This window comes from Streptomyces sp. NPDC005566 (genome assembly GCF_040605575.1).
Taxonomy (GTDB): domain Bacteria; phylum Actinomycetota; class Actinomycetes; order Streptomycetales; family Streptomycetaceae; genus Streptomyces.
The window spans coordinates 128,017-143,056 of sequence record NZ_JBEXDB010000006.1 but is presented as its reverse complement, the minus strand read 5'-3'; the positions used below and the strand labels follow the sequence as shown (position 1 = coordinate 143,056).

Genomic DNA, 15,040 nt, shown 5'->3' with positions numbered 1-15,040 from the left:
GAGCGTAGTGAGCAGGTATGACAGAGCCCCGGGGCAGCGCTCCCCGCCGGCACCCGGTCGCTGGGCCGGCGCGCCTGCCGTGCCTCTTCAGCGGCGAGGCTGTCGTCGACGGGAGCGCGGAACCCTTGTGGTGGGATGGTGCCGTGAGCCGCACCGCCGAAGAGACCAACCGCCGCATGCTCCGGGCACGGGATGCGATGGACCGCGCGTACGCGCAGCCACTGGACGTGCCGACACTGGCCAGGATCGCCCATGTGTCACCGGCGCACTTCGCCCGCACCTTCCGGGACACCTTCGGCGAGACGCCGCACCGCTATCTGCAGCGCCGCCGTGTCGAGCGGGCCATGTTCCTGCTGCGGGAGAGCGACCGCAGCGTCACTGACATCTGTTACGAGGTCGGCTTCGGCAGCACCGGCACCTTCAGCCGCACGTTCCGCGACATCGTCGGCCGTTCGCCACGGACGTACCGCAAGGAAACGGCTGCCATGAACGTGCCCACATGCTTCACGAAGGCATGGACGCGGCCGAGTGGCTGAACGCCGGTGCGGCCCTTCGACCGGGCCGATGGCTGAGCAGTTTTGGATAAGTTTTCGACGGCCCTGCCGACTAGCGTGATGCACATGTTCAACGCAATCACGCACTCACAGATCTTCGTCCTCGACCAGGACGAGGCCCTCGACTTCTACGTCGGCAAGCTCGGCCTGGAGGTGAACGCCGACGTCGACATGGGCTTCATGCGCTGGCTCACCGTCAGCGTCCCGGGCCATCCCGACCGCCAGGTCCTGCTGGAGAAGCCGGGCCCTCCGGCGATGTCAGAGGGAACGGCCGAGCAGGTCCGCGAACTGCTGGCCAAGGGTGCGCTGGGCAGCGCGCTCATCCTCACCACCGACGATTGCCGCAAGACATACGAGACGCTGCTGGCCCGGGGCGTGGAGTTCACCGATGAGCCGACGGAGCGCCCGTACGGGATCGACTGCGGCCTGCGCGACCCCTTCGGAAACCACCTTCGCTTCACCCAGTTGAAGGCCTGAAGAGCGCGGCAGCGGGCGCGCCGGTATCGCAGCGGCGGTCACGCCGGCGCCACCGGCGGGCCGCCGACCCGCCCGTCGGCGACGGGGAAGAAGCCGCCTGCCTGCCGCGTCCCGGCCGTCAGGGCACGAGCCCGACGGTCCCACGGAAGTGCGGGCATTCCATGAAGTCCTCGTGCTCGCAGGCGAGCGCGCACTCGATCAGGTCCAAGGATGCCTGCGCGGCGGCGATCCGGGAGCGCAGCGCCTCCGCCTCCCCCCGCAGGACCGACCGGCGCGCGCCGGGAGCGGACGCCGAGACCAACGTGCGGATGGCGTCGAGGCCGAGCCCCGCCTGCTTGCCGCGCAGGATCACGGCGACGCGGACCGCGTCCTGTTCGCCGTAGCGGCGGCGGCCGGCCGCGTCGCGGGCCGGGGCGAGCAGTCCCTCCGCCTCCCAGTGGCGCAGCACGTGCGTGGCGAGGCCGAACCGTTCGGCCAGGACTCCGATACTCAGGACAGCCGGGAGGGAATCGCTTGACTTCATGTCGGCATTAAGTCGCAGCCTGGCGTCATGGACAAGGACACCAAGAACCTTCTGCGTGTGCTCGACGCCGTCGACCACTCGCCCGGCGCCGCCGAACTGCGCTCGCTCACCTATGCGTTGCTCCGCGGGCCCGTGAACGGGGCCGTACTCGACGCCGGCTGCGGGGCCGGGCGCGCGGTCGCCGAACTGACGGCCCTGGGAGTGGCGGCCGAGGGCGCCGACCTCGACGAGGGCATGATCGAGACGGCCCGCGACCGGCTGCCGGGCGGGACGTTCCGCGTCGCGGACGCCTGTGACCTGCCGTACGGTGACGCCTCCCTGGCCGGGTACCGGGCCGACAAGCTGCTCCACACCCTCCCCGACCCGGCACGGGCGCTGGCCGAGGCGCGGCGCGTGCTCAAGCCGGGAGGACGGGCGGTGCTGGCGGGGCAGGACTGGGAAACCGCGGTGATCGACTCCGACGACGCTGCGCTGACCCAAACCATCGTTTGGGCGAGGGCCGCTCTGATCGCCAGTCCCCGCGCCGCGCGCGCCCACCGGAACCTGCTGCTGGACGCGGGGTTCCACGAGGTGCGTGTGGAGGTCCGCACCGCCGTCTTCACCGGACTGGAGCTGCTGCCCATGGCGACGGGGCTGGCCGAAGCAGCCGCCGCGGCGGGCGGCGTCCCGGCGCGGGAGGCCGCGGCGTGGATCGCCGAGCAGCGGGACCGGGCGGCGCGCGACAGGTTCTTCATGGCGGTGCCGTTCTTCCTGGCGTCCGCCACCGTTCCGCGCGACTGAGCAGGAGCACCGCCTCGGCCGCGGCCGTCAGCGTGGCTGCGTGCGCCGCCGAGGCGTGCGCCGCCTGGTGGAGGCAAGGGCGGGAGGTGGGGAGCCCACCCGGATCAGGCCGGCGGCACCACCCGCACCCCGAAGCCGTAGGAGCCGAGCGCCTTGGCGATCCCCATGAAGAGCAGGCTGTAGTGCTCCTGGCCCCGCGCGGTGGTGATGCCGCCGAGGTCGAGGAGCGACTCCGGGGGCCAGCCCAGGTCGTGCAGCAGTGCGGCGGCCGTGGCCTTGGCCTCTGCATCGTCGCCCGACAGGAAGAGAGTGCTCGGGCCCTCAAGTGAGTCGGGTGCCACCATGAGCCGGGCGTCGATGGTGCAGAGTGTCTTGACGACCCGTAGGTCCGGGAACGTCCGCTGGATCTCCTCGCCCAGGCTCTCCTCGGGGTGGGAGAGCGAGCTGTCCTCCCCGAAGCCGACCGCGACGTCGATCAGCACCTTGCCCGCCAGGGGAAGTTGCCCGACTCCCGCGAGTAGCGCTACGGACGCCGTTCCAGGTGTCGCGTTGACCACCACTTCCGCACCCGCCGCGGCCCCTTTCAGGTCCGTGACCGGGATGTCGTCTCCCGCCTCCGACCCTGGCTCCGCCCGTAGGTGCACGTCCTCGGGCCGCCGCGACCCGAGAACGACGTCGTGTCCCGCTCGGGCCCAGCCCCTGGCCAGCGCCCGTCCTACATTGCCCGTTCCTAAGATGGCGATTTTCATGCGCCTGACGCTATGACGGACCGACCCTCAGTCGCCTCGTCCCGAAGACCGGTCCGCTGTCCTCCATCAGTCCTACGTCTCCGGCACCGGCCCGCCCGGTAGGGAAAACCCCCCACCCAGGACGCCGGGTCGCCGCAGTGCACAACCACCTGTGCACAGACGACTGTGTAGACATGCCACAGCAACCCGGTGCACCCCGGACCGCAGAGCCGGAACGTCCGTCCTCAGCGCCCGTCGAGCTCGGCGATCTCGCCGCACTCAAGGCCCTCGCTCAACCGCGCCGTCAGCGGGTGCTCGAGCACCTGACCCTGCACGGCCCCGCCACGTCGGCAACGCTCGCCCGGGCCCTCGGGCTGAACACGGGGTCGACCAGTTACCACCTGCGCGAGCTGGCCAGGTACGGCTTCGCCGAGGAGACGGACTCCGCGGACGGGACGGGGGCGACGGCACCCGGGCGCCGGGAGCGCTGGTGGCGGGCGATTCCCGGCGATCGCCGCTTTCCGCCGCGGAGCCGTCAGAGCCCCGAGACGCGGCACGTCATGGACGAGCTGAACCACCATGCGTACGCCGCCGACCTGGACCTCTTCGAGCGTCTCCAGCGAGAGGCGGAGGACGGCCCCTGGGCGGACGCGTTCCCGTACTCGCGCGGCAGCCTCCGACTCACGCTGCCCGAACTCCACGCGTTCTTCGAGGAGTACATCGCTCTCCTCAACCGGTACAAGCGGCCCGTGTCCGAGGCACCGCCCGGCGCGCGCACCCTGCTGACCCGTTTCCTCGCCTTCCCCGTTCCCGTTCCCCAGCCCACGGATGACGGCGGCACCCCCGGGGTCGACCTGGATGACGCCCACGTACCCCACAGCGGCGGGACGGAACTCCCATGATGCTGCGCTATGCCCTGAAGACCGTCCGCGCCCGCAAGGCAAGCTTCGCCGGTGCCTTCGTGGCTCTCCTGTGCGCGGCAGCCATGATCACCGCGTGCGGAACGCTCCTGGAGACGGGACTGCACGGCACCATCCGCACGGAACGTTATGCCGCCGCTCCGGTCCTGGTCTCCGCCGACCAGAACGTCCACCGGACCACCGTCAAGCAGAAGAAGGGCAAGACCAAGGTCAAGCACAAGGCCAAGCCCGTCGCCGAACGCGCCTGGCTCCCGGCCGGCATCGGGCGTACCCTCGCCGCCGCTCCCGGTGTCGCCCGCGTGATCCCCGAACTCACCTTCCTGGCCGAGCCACTGACGCCGGGCGGTACCGGCGGCCGGACCGCATACGGGCACGACTGGGCGTCCGCCGAGCTGACCCCGTACCGGCTGGTCGCAGGCACCGCCCCCGAGGCGGCCACCGATGTGGTCATCGACCGCTACCTCGCGGAGCGCGCCCGCCTGGAACCCGGGGACCGCCTCACCGTCCAGTCGACACAGGCCCCGCGCTCCTATCGCGTCTCGGGTGTGGCCGCCCCCGCCACGGCTGTTCGCCACCAGACGTCCCTCTTCTTCTCCGCCGAAGAGGCCCGCCGTCTCGCCGACCGCCCCGGGCAGGTCACCGCCTTCGGTGTCATCCCGGACGCCGGTACGGGTACGGGACCCCTGGGGCGGACGACTGCCGAGGCTGTGCGCGGCACCGGTGCGCAGGTCAGCACGGGCGACGCGCGAGGGCCGGTGGAGTTCCTGGATGCCGCCGCCGGGCGCATCAAGCTGGTCAGCATGGGTGGGGCGATGGCCGGCACCTCCCTGCTCGTGGCAGTCCTCGTGGTCGTCGGGACCTTCGCCCTCACCGTCCACCAACGCCACCGCGAACTCGCCCTGCTTCGCGCCGTCGCCGCCACCTCCGGGCAGATCCGCAGGCTGCTCGGGCGCGAGGCCCTGATCGTGGGAGCGGCCGCGGGTACGGCCGGAGCCGTGGTGGGACTTCCACTCGGCGGGTGGCTGCACAGCAGGTTCGTAGGCCTGGGCGCCGTGCCCGCCACACTCCAGCACACCATCAGCGTGTTCCCGTCACTCGCCGCCGTCGCCGCAACCGTGTTCGGCGCCTGGGCCTCCGCACGGATCGCGTCCCGTCGGGTTTCCCGGATCCGGCCGGCCGAGGCACTCGTCGAGGCCCAGGTCGCGCCCGCCCGGCCCGCCTGGGGCCGCATTGTCGCGGGCCTGCTGCTGCTCACCGGCGGTGGCGTCCTCGTCGCCCTGCTCGGCATCCTGCACACCGAGCCCGCCTCGACGCCGGTGACGTTCCTCGCGGTCGTCGTGCTGTCCGCCTCCGTCGCCCTGCTGGGGCCTCTTCTCGTCAGGGGAGCGGCCTTCCTCCTCGCCGGGCCGCTGCGGCTGACCGGCCACGCCGGCAGGCTCGCCACCGCCAACCTCCGTGGAAACGCCGTCCGTATGGCCTCCGTCGTCACACCGCTCACTCTGCTCGTCGGCATGACCTGCACGGTGCTCTTCGTGCAGCCCACGCTCGGCAACGCCGCCCGCACCGAGGCCCGCGAGGGCGTCCGCGCCGACTGGGTCGTCACGTCCCGGGGTCCGGGAGTCCCTGCCGAGGTGGCACAACAGCTGCGTGCGCACGATGAAGTCGTCACCGAAGTGGTCGGTACGGCCGTCCGGGTCGGTCTGGACACGTACGCGGCCCAGGGAGTCACTCCGGCCGGCCTCACCCGCACCTGGGACCCGGACGTCACCGCCGGATCTCTCGACAAGCTCACGCAGAGCACCGTCGCCGTCAGCGAACTGGCTGCGGAACAGCTCCACTTGAAGCCGGGAAGCACGGTGGAACTGACGCTCGGAGACGGCACACCCGCCACGCTCACCGTGGCCGCGGTCTACGCCAGAGGCCTCGGCTTCGGAGACCTCACCCTCGCGCACGACCTGGTCGCACGTCACGTGGACAACCCGCTCTCGGCCTCCCTCCTCGTCGGCACGGACCGCACGCGGGCAGACGTCATGTCCACGCTGCGGCAGTTCCCGGACCTCACGACTCTCTCACCGGCTGCCGCGGACTCGATGCGGGAGCAACGCCGACAGTCCGCCGCCGAGGTCGACCTCATCGCCATGGGACTCGTCCTGGCCTTCACCGCCATCGCTGTCGTCAACACACTCGCCATGTCCGTGTCGGAACGTGTCCGGGAGTTCGCACTGCTACGCCTCGCGGGAGCGACACGCCGCCAGGTGCTGCGCATGCTGCGTACTGAGGCCGTGTCCGTCCTTCTCCTGGCCAGCGCACTCGGCAGCTGCATCGCCCTGGCCATCCTCACCGCGTTCAGCGTCGGCATGACGGGCCGGGCGGCGCCGACCGTCATCCCCCTCGTCCACGTCGCGGTCGTCGCAGGAGCCGGACTGCTCACGGTCATCGCGACCACTGTGCCCGGACGCGTCGCCCTGCGGGTTCCGGCAGTGACGGTGGCGACGGCCAGGGAATGACGTCCGCCGGGGGCCGGGCCGGGTACCGGTTCCGCCTGGGGCCGGGCCGGGTACCGGTTCCCGTGGGCCTGCAGGTGCGCCGAGGCGGTGAACTGGTGTACGCATCGGTATGGTTGAGGCACAGGTTGACCGAAGTGCTCGGTGTTCACGGCTTGGTTGGAAGACGGACGGTACCCATGACGGACCACGCGACAACGCCCGGCTCGGCGGCGCAGCAGAAGATCGACACGTCGGTCCCGCACTCCGCCCGGATCTGGAACTACTGGCTGGGCGGGAAGGACCACTACCCCGTCGACGAGGCGGCCGGCGACGCGTACAGCGCCGTCTTCCCCGGCATCGTCACGATCGCCTGCAGCAGCCGCGCCTTTCTGAGCCGCAACATCACCCACCTGGTCACGGAGGCGGGCATCCGGCAGTTCCTGGACGTCGGTACGGGCCTGCCGACCGAGGACAACACCCACGAGGTCGCCCAGCGGCTCGCCCCCGAGGCCAGGATCGTCTACGTCGACCACGACCCGATGGTGCTCACACACGCCCGCGCCCTGCTCACCTCCACACCCGAGGGAGCGACCGCATACATCAACGCCGAACTGACCGACCCCGACCGCATCCTCGCGATCGCCGCCGAGACGCTGGACCTCACCCGCCCCACTGCCCTGATCCTCAGCAACATCCTGGGCCACGTCGCCGACTACGACCAGGCACGCGCCATCGTCACCCGTCTGATGGACGGACTGCCGTCCGGCAGCTACCTCTCCATCAACGACGGTTCACGCGGCACCGACGCCGACTACGAGCAGGCCCAGGACGCCTACAACGACACCGGCGCGGTCCCCTACTTCCTGCGCCCCGTCGACAGGATCGAGGCGTTCTTCGACGGCCTCGAACTCCTTGACCCCGGAGTCGTCTCGGTCCCCTTCTGGCGCCCGGAACCCGACGCCCCCACCCCGGTGCCCATCGGCGAGCACGGCGGCCTGGCCCGTAAGCCCTGACAGCCCGTCGATCTGGGGCATGGAGACATGGTCGAACGCTCGCTCCGACGCCTCCCGCCGACCAATCGTTGATCAGATCGATGACGAACGGTCTTTCGGCTTACGCCACGTGGAGACGTGCGACCTGCTGGACGCGGCGAAGGACGCCTCGTTCCAGTCGGCCCACCGTTCGGACAGGCCAGGCCGGGAGTTTGGCCGCCGCCTATCCTCGTGCTGTGCAGCAGCTCGAGGAACCGACCATCCCGGCCAGTGACCTGTCAGCAGCGTTTCCATCCCGGTTGGCCGGTGACGTACAGAGCGTCGAGGCGGTCATACTCCCGAACGCCACGTTCGAGCAGTTGCGTGCCTTCCAGGTCGACGTGCAGGGGGAAACGGTAACCGTCCCCTCGCGGCTCCATCAGGACGAGCCGTCTGTCGGCTGGGAGAGTTCCCTGGCCTCGCCCCAACAGGTGATCGCGCACTGCCTGTACTCCCGCCACAGTGACGGCTTCGTCCGGCAGCACCACATCGAACAGGTCCTGGAATCGAGCGAGCCCTGGGTCGCTCCGTTCGTCGTGCAATTGGCCGGCGAGTACGTTCTGGAGATCCTTGAGGCGATCGGACACGGGCTTCCTGGGCTCGCCGTCCCCGGCTCGGCCCAGCGCAAGCTCTACGGTGAGTTCATCGCCCGGAACCCTGCGTTCTTCGTGCGCACGGAGCGCCGGGCTGTCAACTACTGGGCGTGCCATTACCGATGGAAGTACCCCTCGTTCGGGACGTATCCGGGGTGCGCCCTTCTGGAAGCGTTCCGGACGGCCGCGTCGGAACACACCGGCATGCGGTGGCCGCGCAACGCGCCTCCCCCTTCTGCGGACATGGGCTGATACGGCACTTGTCGGGGCGGTCAGCGGCCGCTGTCCGCGCACTCGTCACTGTCGCCGCCGCTGCGGCACTGGTGCCCCGTGGGGCCTCGGTCGTTCGCAGGCGGGGCACCGGGATCCTGCGGAGTGCACGGCACTCCGGCCTGCGTCGGGCACTGCGGCAGCGGCGCCGGATGGGCCCGCTCGTACTCGGTCGTCCCGACGCCAATCGTGGCTGCCAGTACGGCGGCACCGACCAGCAACTGGAACGACCCCGCGAACGGATGCCCCGAGCGCAGGAACAGCCCGGCAACAACGAGGACCGCCAGCGTGAACCCGCCGAGCCAGAGAACCGGCACCCAGTCCATGGGGGGCGGCCCGACGTGGCCCGGCGATTCCACCTCATGATTCGTCGACCGGGCCCAGCCTCGCATTCCCAGCGACAGGGCTATCAGGAGGGCGGCAGGGATCTCGACGATCAGGGCCAGCACGGTCAAGCAGCCGCCCCCGAGAGTGGTCCGGCCAACTTCCGGGACATGCGGCAGACGGTGCGCAACTCCCGGCAGAAGCGGGGCGCCGGAGCCCGGTTCCGGGGTCATGAACGAACCTTCGTACGGAACCACGCACTCCACGCCTCCGTCCGTCGAGGCGAGACCGAGTTGTTGCCCAGGGGCCGGGGTGCCCGGTTGCCGCTCCATCTGGCGGATGTCGCCACCGGGCGGCCGGCATGACCACCGCCCCGACGATCTCGGCGGGGGGACACGCCGTCGCCCGTATGCCTCCCCCAAGGGGAAGAAGCTCCGCAGCCGACCGAACCGACGGGTGCAAGCACCGTTCCGCGTCGTGCTCCCCTGCCGCGTTTGCGGTTGCCGTGGGCCGAGACCTGTCCGGACCGGACCGGACCAAATTGACCCATGGATTCCGCGCCTGAATGCACCCCCCGGCATGTCATTCGGTTCCCTAGGGTGGTGATCACGAGGTCGGGGCGAACGCCCCGAGCCGGACCACCTAGCAGGGAGTTCCTCATGAACACCGCAGACCTGAAGCCGGTACTGACCCGTTCCGCGACTGCGGAGACCACCAGTGACCCGAGCAGCGTGATGACCCTGCTCGCCGATTACGGGACCAACGGGAGTTCGCTCACCAGCTACCGCTCGTCCTTCACCAAGGGCGCGGTCGGCGCCCCCGCCCACTTCCACACCAGAGCCTCGGAGCTGTTCTTCGTCCTCGACGGTTCACTCCAGGTCCTCGTCGACGACACGGTCCAGGTCCTGGACAAGGGGGACTTCCTCCTCGTTCCGCCCCGCACCCCGCACGCTTTCGCCGCAGCCCCCGGTGCCGAGGCCGATGTCCTGTTCGTCTTCACCCCCGGCATGCCCCGGTTCGACTACCTCCGCCTTCTGGGCCGGGTCATGCGCGGCGAAGCCGACTTCCAGGAGATCAAGGACTCTTCCGAGCAGTACGACAACCACTACGTCGACAGCCCCGCCTGGGACGCAGTCCTCAAGGCCGCCAAGTGACCTGCGGGCGCGGGCCGGAGCCCCTGCGAGCCTCGAATCACACCTGCAAGGTCGATGATTGCGGGCATGACCATCTCGAGCAGAAGAGCTGAAGTGTTTGTCGGCGGCGTACCCGACCGCCGGTTCAGTGGCCCTGCGACCGGCGACGAGCGACGCATGCTCCTCGGCTTCCTCGGCGATCATCGCGCCACTCTGGAGCTGAAATGCGCCGGGCTGGGAGCGGAACTGTCCCGGCGGTCCGTGGAACCGTCCACGCTCTCCTTGCTCGGCCTGGTCCGACACCTCGCCGATGTGGAGCGCCGCTGGTTCCGGCGGGTGTTGGCCGGGCAGGACGCTCCACCCCTCTTCTCGTCGGAAGAAGCCCCTGACCGGGACTTCGACGGCGCGGTGTCCGACCCGGCAGCAGTCGCCGCCGCGTGGGAGGCCTGGCGGGCCGAGGCGGCGTTCGCCGAACGCTTCACCAGGGAGGCGCCGCACCTCGACATCATGGGCGACGACGCGTGGCGGGGGACCGTGTCGCTGCGCTGGGTGCTGATCCACATGATCGAGGAGTACGCCCGGCACAACGGACACGCCGACCTGCTTCGCGAGCGGATCGACGGCGCCAGGGGCCTGTGACGCGAGCCGGTGGTACGCGAGGGCGTAGGCAGGCAGCATCCGTCCGAACCTCACCGGTTCTGTCCCGGCGACGCAGGCGCGGACCGGCAGGTGAATCTCGGTCAGCCACCCCGGCCATGACCGACAGGACCGCACCTCACGGGACCTCTTTTCACGTACCGCTCCCCTGCTCCAGGGACGAGTGCGGCCACAGGTGCGCGGGGTTGCCGTCGTACTCGGGAACGGATCGTTCGTGAGGGCCGGGCGAAGTCCCCTGAGCATGGGGCATGCGTAATCGGCTCAGGTGATGTTCACGACGGCCGGGCGGGCGTTGCCGGCGGTTTCTGGGCCGGGTAGCCGCTCCGGTCAGGGGCCCTGGTCCGGCAAGTCCGGGTCGGGCGTCGGCAAGCCCTTCGGCTTCGCCGGTCCGGTCGCGTAGCGTGCGAACCGGCGGGCTGATCGCAGGGCTGACCGGCACTGACAAGGGGGCACGAGCATGAGCGCGGAGCACGTCGTAGGCCTCGCCGGATTCATTGTGATCATCGCGGGCGTAGTGACCGGTGTGGTGATTTTGCGCAGCGGATCCATACTGCGCCCTCGAGTCATATACCCGGTGTGCGACACGTGCGGGCACACACGGCCTGAGCACTCCCAGGAAGAGAAGAACACCCGCTGCCATCATGACTACGGGCATCACACCTGGAACAATGACAGCTACGGCAACAGCCAGCAGAAATACGGTGATACGTGCCGGTGTCAGGAGTTCCGGTACACCCCTCGCACCGTGAAGCCCGCTGAATGATGAGTGCGGCTCTGCTCCTGCCCGCGAGACGCCCCCGATACGCCGGCTCCGTGCCCCCCTGGGCCGGGCAGCCGGTGCTTCCGGATGGTGTCGCGGATCGTCCCGGCGCGAGTCCCTCCACGTCCTGCGTGTCGACCCAGCCTCCCAAGTGACCGTGCGCGTCAACCTGCTTGAGCTGAACACTGCCTGCCTCGCAGGACAGAGCCGCGGCGCGACCTTGTCATCAGGGGGACGGCTCGGACGCCTGCACGCGAGTGGTTCATCTCGTGCCGATCCGGGCTGAGCGACCGTGTGTCATGATCGGAACAGAGTCAGTCGGGCACGGGGTGTCCGCGTGGAGGGTGAGGGGGCAGGGGGCGGGCGGGCGAGCCGATAAGGGCGCCGCGCCTCTGGGAGCGTATGACGCAATGGCGTGCGTTGAGTGATGCCGAGGTCGTCGAACTTGCGGCACGGTTGCGGTCGCTGGACTGCACGTGGGAGTCGGGGGCCACGCACAGTGCGAGGCGGTCGACGCAGTTCCCTCGTCAGGCACTGATGATCCGGCCGCGTTGGGACCTGCTCGACACGGGGTTCGAGAGGGTCGGCCGTGCCGCCCCCCGCCGCGGGAGAGTGCAGGACGAGCAGATGGTTGAGCGCGTCCAGCTTCGCCTGACCGACTACGCGAGGCAATGGGCGCAGCCCCTGGACGCATTCGCGAGGATGGCCGCCGCGCTGGGCACGTCGCTGGGCGAACCGACGGACCGCAGGCCGGGTTCCGATGCTGCGATCCACTGGGCCGGTGCGGACACCACCCTGATCCTCGGGCATTCAGGAAGCGCGGTGTACCTGGAGCTGACGACCAACAATCGACTGGCTGGCGACGAGGAGCTTCGGCAGATGGACGAAGACGAAGAGGGGTTGTCGTGACGGGGTGGGACGGGTTCAGCGAGCGTCTGGCCGAGCAGTTGGCCTCGCTGGCCTCCGGTTCCGTGCTGATCATCAGAGAGGGCGGGCAGACGGGCCGGTACGCGCAGTTCCTGCAGAGTGACGAAAGGGTGGAGGCCGAACTGGTCGGCGATCACCACCTCGACCCTGCGCTGCGCGCCGGGGAGGCGGGCTGCCGGCTGATCACCGAGGCGGGCTGGCGCCCTCCCGAGGACACCGTCTACGGGCACAACTGGTGGACCGAACTGCCCTGGCCGTCGCCTTCGGTCAGCTACCGCGAACTGGCGGGAATGACGGTGACCGGCCTGCGCGACGGCCTGCGGATCACCGGCCCGCAGGCCCTGGTCTACGAAGCATGGGACGGGCGCAGAGGTAATCGCCCCCTGACCTTTCCTCTCCTGGGCCTCACCGCGCAGAGCTGACGAAGGGCGGTGAGCGGCGGTATGTCCGCACAGGACGCGAGAGCGCAAAGACTGGCGCGGCTCGCCGCTCAGGTCGACTGGTCGAAGGTGGTCGATCCTTACGGCGGCGGTCAGTACGGCCCCGAGGTGCTGGAAAGACTCTGGTCGGCGAGTCGCATCACAGCCGACCGGACCTGTACGAACCTGCACTACGCGGCCAACGGTGACGGCAGTTCGGTGCGGGCCGCGGCCGCCGAGATGCTGCCGTTCCTCGTCGAAGCTGCCCGGGATCCGGAGGTGACGGTGCGCTTCGAGATCCTGCAGACGATCGCCGACATTGCCGACACGGGCAACACCGCCCCCACCGCGACGGTCGCCCCGATCCTCGAAGGCAAGTGGCGGCCCACCGTCGACCCGGCGTGGCCGCCCGCCTGGGAGCGTGCTGCCGACTCTCTGGTGCCGCTACTCGACGACGAGGACGACATCATCCGGGCCGGCGCGGTCGACGCGCTCGCGCAGTCCGCCGCCCACGCGGACACCTTGATCACCCGATTGCGGACGTGCTTCGAGAACGAGCCGGACCTTTGGATTGCGGAGCGCCTCGTGCTGGCCGTCGGAGAGCTCTCCCGCTACGCCATCCAGCGACGCGAAGAGGCCCTCGCGTGGCTGCGGTTCCACATGACTGCAGAGGGCAAGGGGCAGGAGCCCGACTTCGACGAGGACATCGACGCCTGGATCGCGTGGGACGACGAAGTCCGCCACGACGTCCGGCTGCAAGCCGTGCAGGCGCTGCGCCGGGCCCTGCCCGACCACACTGATCCTCGCTACGCACGCGTCACCACCGACGCGCTGCTCGCCTCCTCAACCGCATCCACCAAGCCACCCGGAGAGTATTCCGCTGCGTTGGTCGACGTCATCACCGGAGCCGACCAGCGGCTCGGGGCCGACCTTCCCGGACGGCTCGCCCTCGCCCACGCGCTGCTGGGCCACGATGGCGCCACAGCGCGCACAGGCGGCCTCCGGATCGCCGCCGGCTTGATGTCCCGCTGGCGCTCCGCCGTCCCTGACCTGCTGCCGGCTGTCGCCCAGCTCGTAGGCGATACACATCGGGAGAACCAGCTATTCGCTCTGCGGGTTCTTGCCATGTGCGGCGACGCCGCGCGCCCCTGGGCCGACCTCGTCGCCGCCCACCTCACCGCGACAGGCGAAGCCGACGAACCGGTGCGGGAGCACGCCATCTGGGCGCTGAGTCGGATGGGCGACGACCGCTGCGTACCGCCCCTGATCGAACTGCTCACCACTCGCGGTGAATTCACCTCCGGCCATGCCGGTTCGATCGACCGCAGGTGGAACGTCAGCGACCTCAGTCTCACCGAGGCGCTCGCCCCCTTCGCCGCACACTCCGACGTGCTCCTCGACCCGCTGCTGGCCCGCATCAGGGAGACGGCGCACCGACGACATCCGTACTACTCGATCCTGCGTCAATGGCACCAGGACGGGGGATCTGTTGTCCCAAGACTCATCGGACTCCTCGATGACGATCAGATGCTGATGGTCGCCGCGCACGCCCTGCTCCTGATGGACAGCGGTGGGGTCGCTGCCGCTCACCGCGACCGGCTTCGCGCACGACTGAGCCCCCCGACAAGCTCGCGCGACAACGACCTCGCCCAGATCAGCCCTTTCGACTACCACGCCCTCACCGGAGACGACACGCCCGTACGCGCCCTGCTGCACTCACCCGACAACAGCGGCTTCCCGAAACCCAGCCCTCAGCTCTCCGAGCCCACTCTGCTCCGCGCCTGCGTCACGCTCGGCGGCTCGCTCGGGGCTCCGGCAGCTGACCGGTTGCGCGGAATGTTCCGGGAGGCGCTGAGCAGGAAGCCGGAACGCTGGTCCGATGCGCCGAAGGGCGCCGTGGATCGGGCCCGGGCGCTGTGGCGGGTCACCGGGGATCCACATGAAGTCCTGCCAGGGCTGATGGAGTTGACCGCGCGCAGCGCGCTCGAGGTCTACCAGACTCCGGGTGAGGTCGAGGCCCTGGTGCTGCTCTCCGAGGTCGCCGCCACCCATCCACCCGTCGCGGGACTCGTCGCACAGCGGCTGGGTGCCACCGCCAGGGAACGGATCAGGCACGACAACCGTTTCGACGCGATGACGTCCGTACAGAGCCTGTGGCAGCTCACCTCTGACCCCCAGCAGGTCGCCCCGGCCCTGATCGACCTCGTCCGGATCTGCCCGCCCCCCGGCAGCGCCGGCCCCACAATCCTCGACCCCCTGCACCTTCTCGCCGAAGTCGCTGCCGCCGACCCGGCGTCCGTCACCCCGGCCACGCCGATCCTGCACGCTCTTCTCGACGCCGACGAACGCCCCGTTCACCACGATCACTGGGGCGCCGTCCGCGAGGACGACGCCCTGCGTGCAGCCGCCCGAGCAGTAGTCGATACAGGACTGCGGTGAGGCCGAGGAAGGTCAGGTA

General features: G+C 70.0%; 16 protein-coding genes. 13 read left to right on the top strand and 3 right to left on the bottom strand.

The annotated features are described in order from the left end of the window. Window positions 1–143 precede the first annotated feature (143 nt). The gene (locus ABZS61_RS11530; RefSeq protein ID WP_356418041.1) at window positions 144–536 is read left to right on the top strand and encodes an AraC family transcriptional regulator; all 393 of its coding nucleotides are present in this window, start codon (window positions 144–146) and stop codon (window positions 534–536) included. Window positions 537–620: 84 nt separating this feature from the next. Next, window positions 621–1,031 (top strand): VOC family protein, encoded by a 411-nt coding sequence (locus ABZS61_RS11525; protein ID WP_356418039.1) that lies wholly within the window; start codon window positions 621–623, stop codon window positions 1,029–1,031. Between the two features lie 118 nt (window positions 1,032–1,149). Here the strand turns inward: ABZS61_RS11525 and ABZS61_RS11520 are convergent, their stop codons facing one another. Continuing rightward, entirely contained in the window at window positions 1,150–1,554 is a 405-nt protein-coding gene (locus ABZS61_RS11520; RefSeq protein WP_356418037.1) for a MerR family transcriptional regulator, read from the bottom strand. A 27-nt stretch (window positions 1,555–1,581) separates the two neighbouring features. On the opposite strand from ABZS61_RS11520, the gene ABZS61_RS11515 reads away from it, so the two are divergent. Beyond that, window positions 1,582–2,334: a methyltransferase domain-containing protein gene (locus ABZS61_RS11515; RefSeq protein ID WP_356418035.1), complete on the top strand. Its 753-nt coding sequence runs from the start codon at window positions 1,582–1,584 to the stop codon at window positions 2,332–2,334. Window positions 2,335–2,438: 104 nt separating this feature from the next. Here the strand turns inward: ABZS61_RS11515 and ABZS61_RS11510 are convergent, their stop codons facing one another. Further along, window positions 2,439–3,083 carry an NAD(P)-binding domain-containing protein gene (locus ABZS61_RS11510; RefSeq protein ID WP_356418033.1) on the bottom strand — a complete coding sequence of 215 codons (645 nt, stop codon included), beginning with the start codon at window positions 3,081–3,083 and terminating at the stop codon, window positions 2,439–2,441. A 173-nt stretch (window positions 3,084–3,256) separates the two neighbouring features. Between ABZS61_RS11510 and ABZS61_RS11505 the strand changes: the two genes are divergently transcribed. The 4 genes from ABZS61_RS11505 (at window position 3,257) to ABZS61_RS11490 (ending at window position 8,344) form a co-directional block, all read left to right on the top strand. Continuing rightward, on the top strand, window positions 3,257–3,964 hold the full coding sequence (locus tag ABZS61_RS11505; protein ID WP_356418031.1) for a helix-turn-helix domain-containing protein: 708 nt from the start codon (window positions 3,257–3,259) through the stop codon (window positions 3,962–3,964). Further along, entirely contained in the window at window positions 3,961–6,489 is a 2,529-nt protein-coding gene (locus ABZS61_RS11500; protein WP_356418029.1) for an FtsX-like permease family protein, read from the top strand. The genes ABZS61_RS11505 and ABZS61_RS11500 overlap by 4 nt, the downstream gene beginning before the upstream one ends. Before the next feature lie 176 nt (window positions 6,490–6,665). Further along, a complete protein-coding gene (locus ABZS61_RS11495; RefSeq protein ID WP_356418027.1) occupies window positions 6,666–7,481 on the top strand; it encodes an SAM-dependent methyltransferase in 816 nt (271 codons plus the stop codon). A gap of 191 nt (window positions 7,482–7,672) precedes the next feature. After that, the gene (locus ABZS61_RS11490; protein WP_356418025.1) at window positions 7,673–8,344 is read left to right on the top strand and encodes a hypothetical protein; all 672 of its coding nucleotides are present in this window, start codon (window positions 7,673–7,675) and stop codon (window positions 8,342–8,344) included. Between the two features lie 20 nt (window positions 8,345–8,364). Here the strand turns inward: ABZS61_RS11490 and ABZS61_RS11485 are convergent, their stop codons facing one another. Next, complete coding sequence (locus tag ABZS61_RS11485; RefSeq protein WP_356418442.1) at window positions 8,365–8,811, bottom strand: DUF6234 family protein; 447 nt, start codon at window positions 8,809–8,811, stop codon at window positions 8,365–8,367. Between the two features lie 534 nt (window positions 8,812–9,345). On the opposite strand from ABZS61_RS11485, the gene ABZS61_RS11480 reads away from it, so the two are divergent. The 6 genes from ABZS61_RS11480 (at window position 9,346) to ABZS61_RS11455 (ending at window position 15,021) form a co-directional block, all read left to right on the top strand. Continuing rightward, window positions 9,346–9,840 (top strand): cupin domain-containing protein, encoded by a 495-nt coding sequence (locus ABZS61_RS11480; protein WP_356418023.1) that lies wholly within the window; start codon window positions 9,346–9,348, stop codon window positions 9,838–9,840. Window positions 9,841–9,906: 66 nt separating this feature from the next. Beyond that, entirely contained in the window at window positions 9,907–10,458 is a 552-nt protein-coding gene (locus tag ABZS61_RS11475) for a DinB family protein (protein ID WP_356418021.1), read from the top strand. A 475-nt stretch (window positions 10,459–10,933) separates the two neighbouring features. Then, window positions 10,934–11,239, top strand: coding sequence for a hypothetical protein (locus ABZS61_RS11470; RefSeq protein ID WP_356418019.1), 306 nt, complete (start codon window positions 10,934–10,936; stop codon window positions 11,237–11,239). 399 nt (window positions 11,240–11,638) lie between these two features. Then, window positions 11,639–12,145, top strand: coding sequence for a DUF6301 family protein (locus ABZS61_RS11465; protein WP_356418016.1), 507 nt, complete (start codon window positions 11,639–11,641; stop codon window positions 12,143–12,145). After that, entirely contained in the window at window positions 12,142–12,585 is a 444-nt protein-coding gene (locus tag ABZS61_RS11460; protein WP_356418014.1) for a hypothetical protein, read from the top strand. Before ABZS61_RS11465 ends, ABZS61_RS11460 begins: the two co-directional genes overlap by 4 nt. Before the next feature lie 21 nt (window positions 12,586–12,606). Beyond that, entirely contained in the window at window positions 12,607–15,021 is a 2,415-nt protein-coding gene (locus ABZS61_RS11455) for a HEAT repeat domain-containing protein (protein WP_356418012.1), read from the top strand. The last annotated feature ends 19 nt before the right edge of the window (window positions 15,022–15,040 follow it).

What these genes read in the sequence shown, in the direction of transcription:
- ABZS61_RS11525 (WP_356418039.1), top strand. Translation starts at nt 621, where the DNA reads ATGTTCAACGCAATCACGCACTCACAGATCTTCGTCCTCGACCAGGAC.
- ABZS61_RS11520 (WP_356418037.1), bottom strand. Translation starts at nt 1,554, where the DNA reads ATGAAGTCAAGCGATTCCCTCCCGGCTGTCCTGAGTATCGGAGTCCTG.
- ABZS61_RS11515 (WP_356418035.1), top strand. Translation starts at nt 1,582, where the DNA reads ATGGACAAGGACACCAAGAACCTTCTGCGTGTGCTCGACGCCGTCGAC.
- ABZS61_RS11510 (WP_356418033.1), bottom strand. Translation starts at nt 3,083, where the DNA reads ATGAAAATCGCCATCTTAGGAACGGGCAATGTAGGACGGGCGCTGGCC.
- ABZS61_RS11505 (WP_356418031.1), top strand. Translation starts at nt 3,257, where the DNA reads ATGCCACAGCAACCCGGTGCACCCCGGACCGCAGAGCCGGAACGTCCG.
- ABZS61_RS11500 (WP_356418029.1), top strand. Translation starts at nt 3,961, where the DNA reads ATGATGCTGCGCTATGCCCTGAAGACCGTCCGCGCCCGCAAGGCAAGC.
- ABZS61_RS11495 (WP_356418027.1), top strand. Translation starts at nt 6,666, where the DNA reads ATGACGGACCACGCGACAACGCCCGGCTCGGCGGCGCAGCAGAAGATC.
- ABZS61_RS11480 (WP_356418023.1), top strand. Translation starts at nt 9,346, where the DNA reads ATGAACACCGCAGACCTGAAGCCGGTACTGACCCGTTCCGCGACTGCG.
- ABZS61_RS11475 (WP_356418021.1), top strand. Translation starts at nt 9,907, where the DNA reads ATGACCATCTCGAGCAGAAGAGCTGAAGTGTTTGTCGGCGGCGTACCC.
- ABZS61_RS11470 (WP_356418019.1), top strand. Translation starts at nt 10,934, where the DNA reads ATGAGCGCGGAGCACGTCGTAGGCCTCGCCGGATTCATTGTGATCATC.
- ABZS61_RS11465 (WP_356418016.1), top strand. Translation starts at nt 11,639, where the DNA reads ATGACGCAATGGCGTGCGTTGAGTGATGCCGAGGTCGTCGAACTTGCG.
- ABZS61_RS11455 (WP_356418012.1), top strand. Translation starts at nt 12,607, where the DNA reads ATGTCCGCACAGGACGCGAGAGCGCAAAGACTGGCGCGGCTCGCCGCT.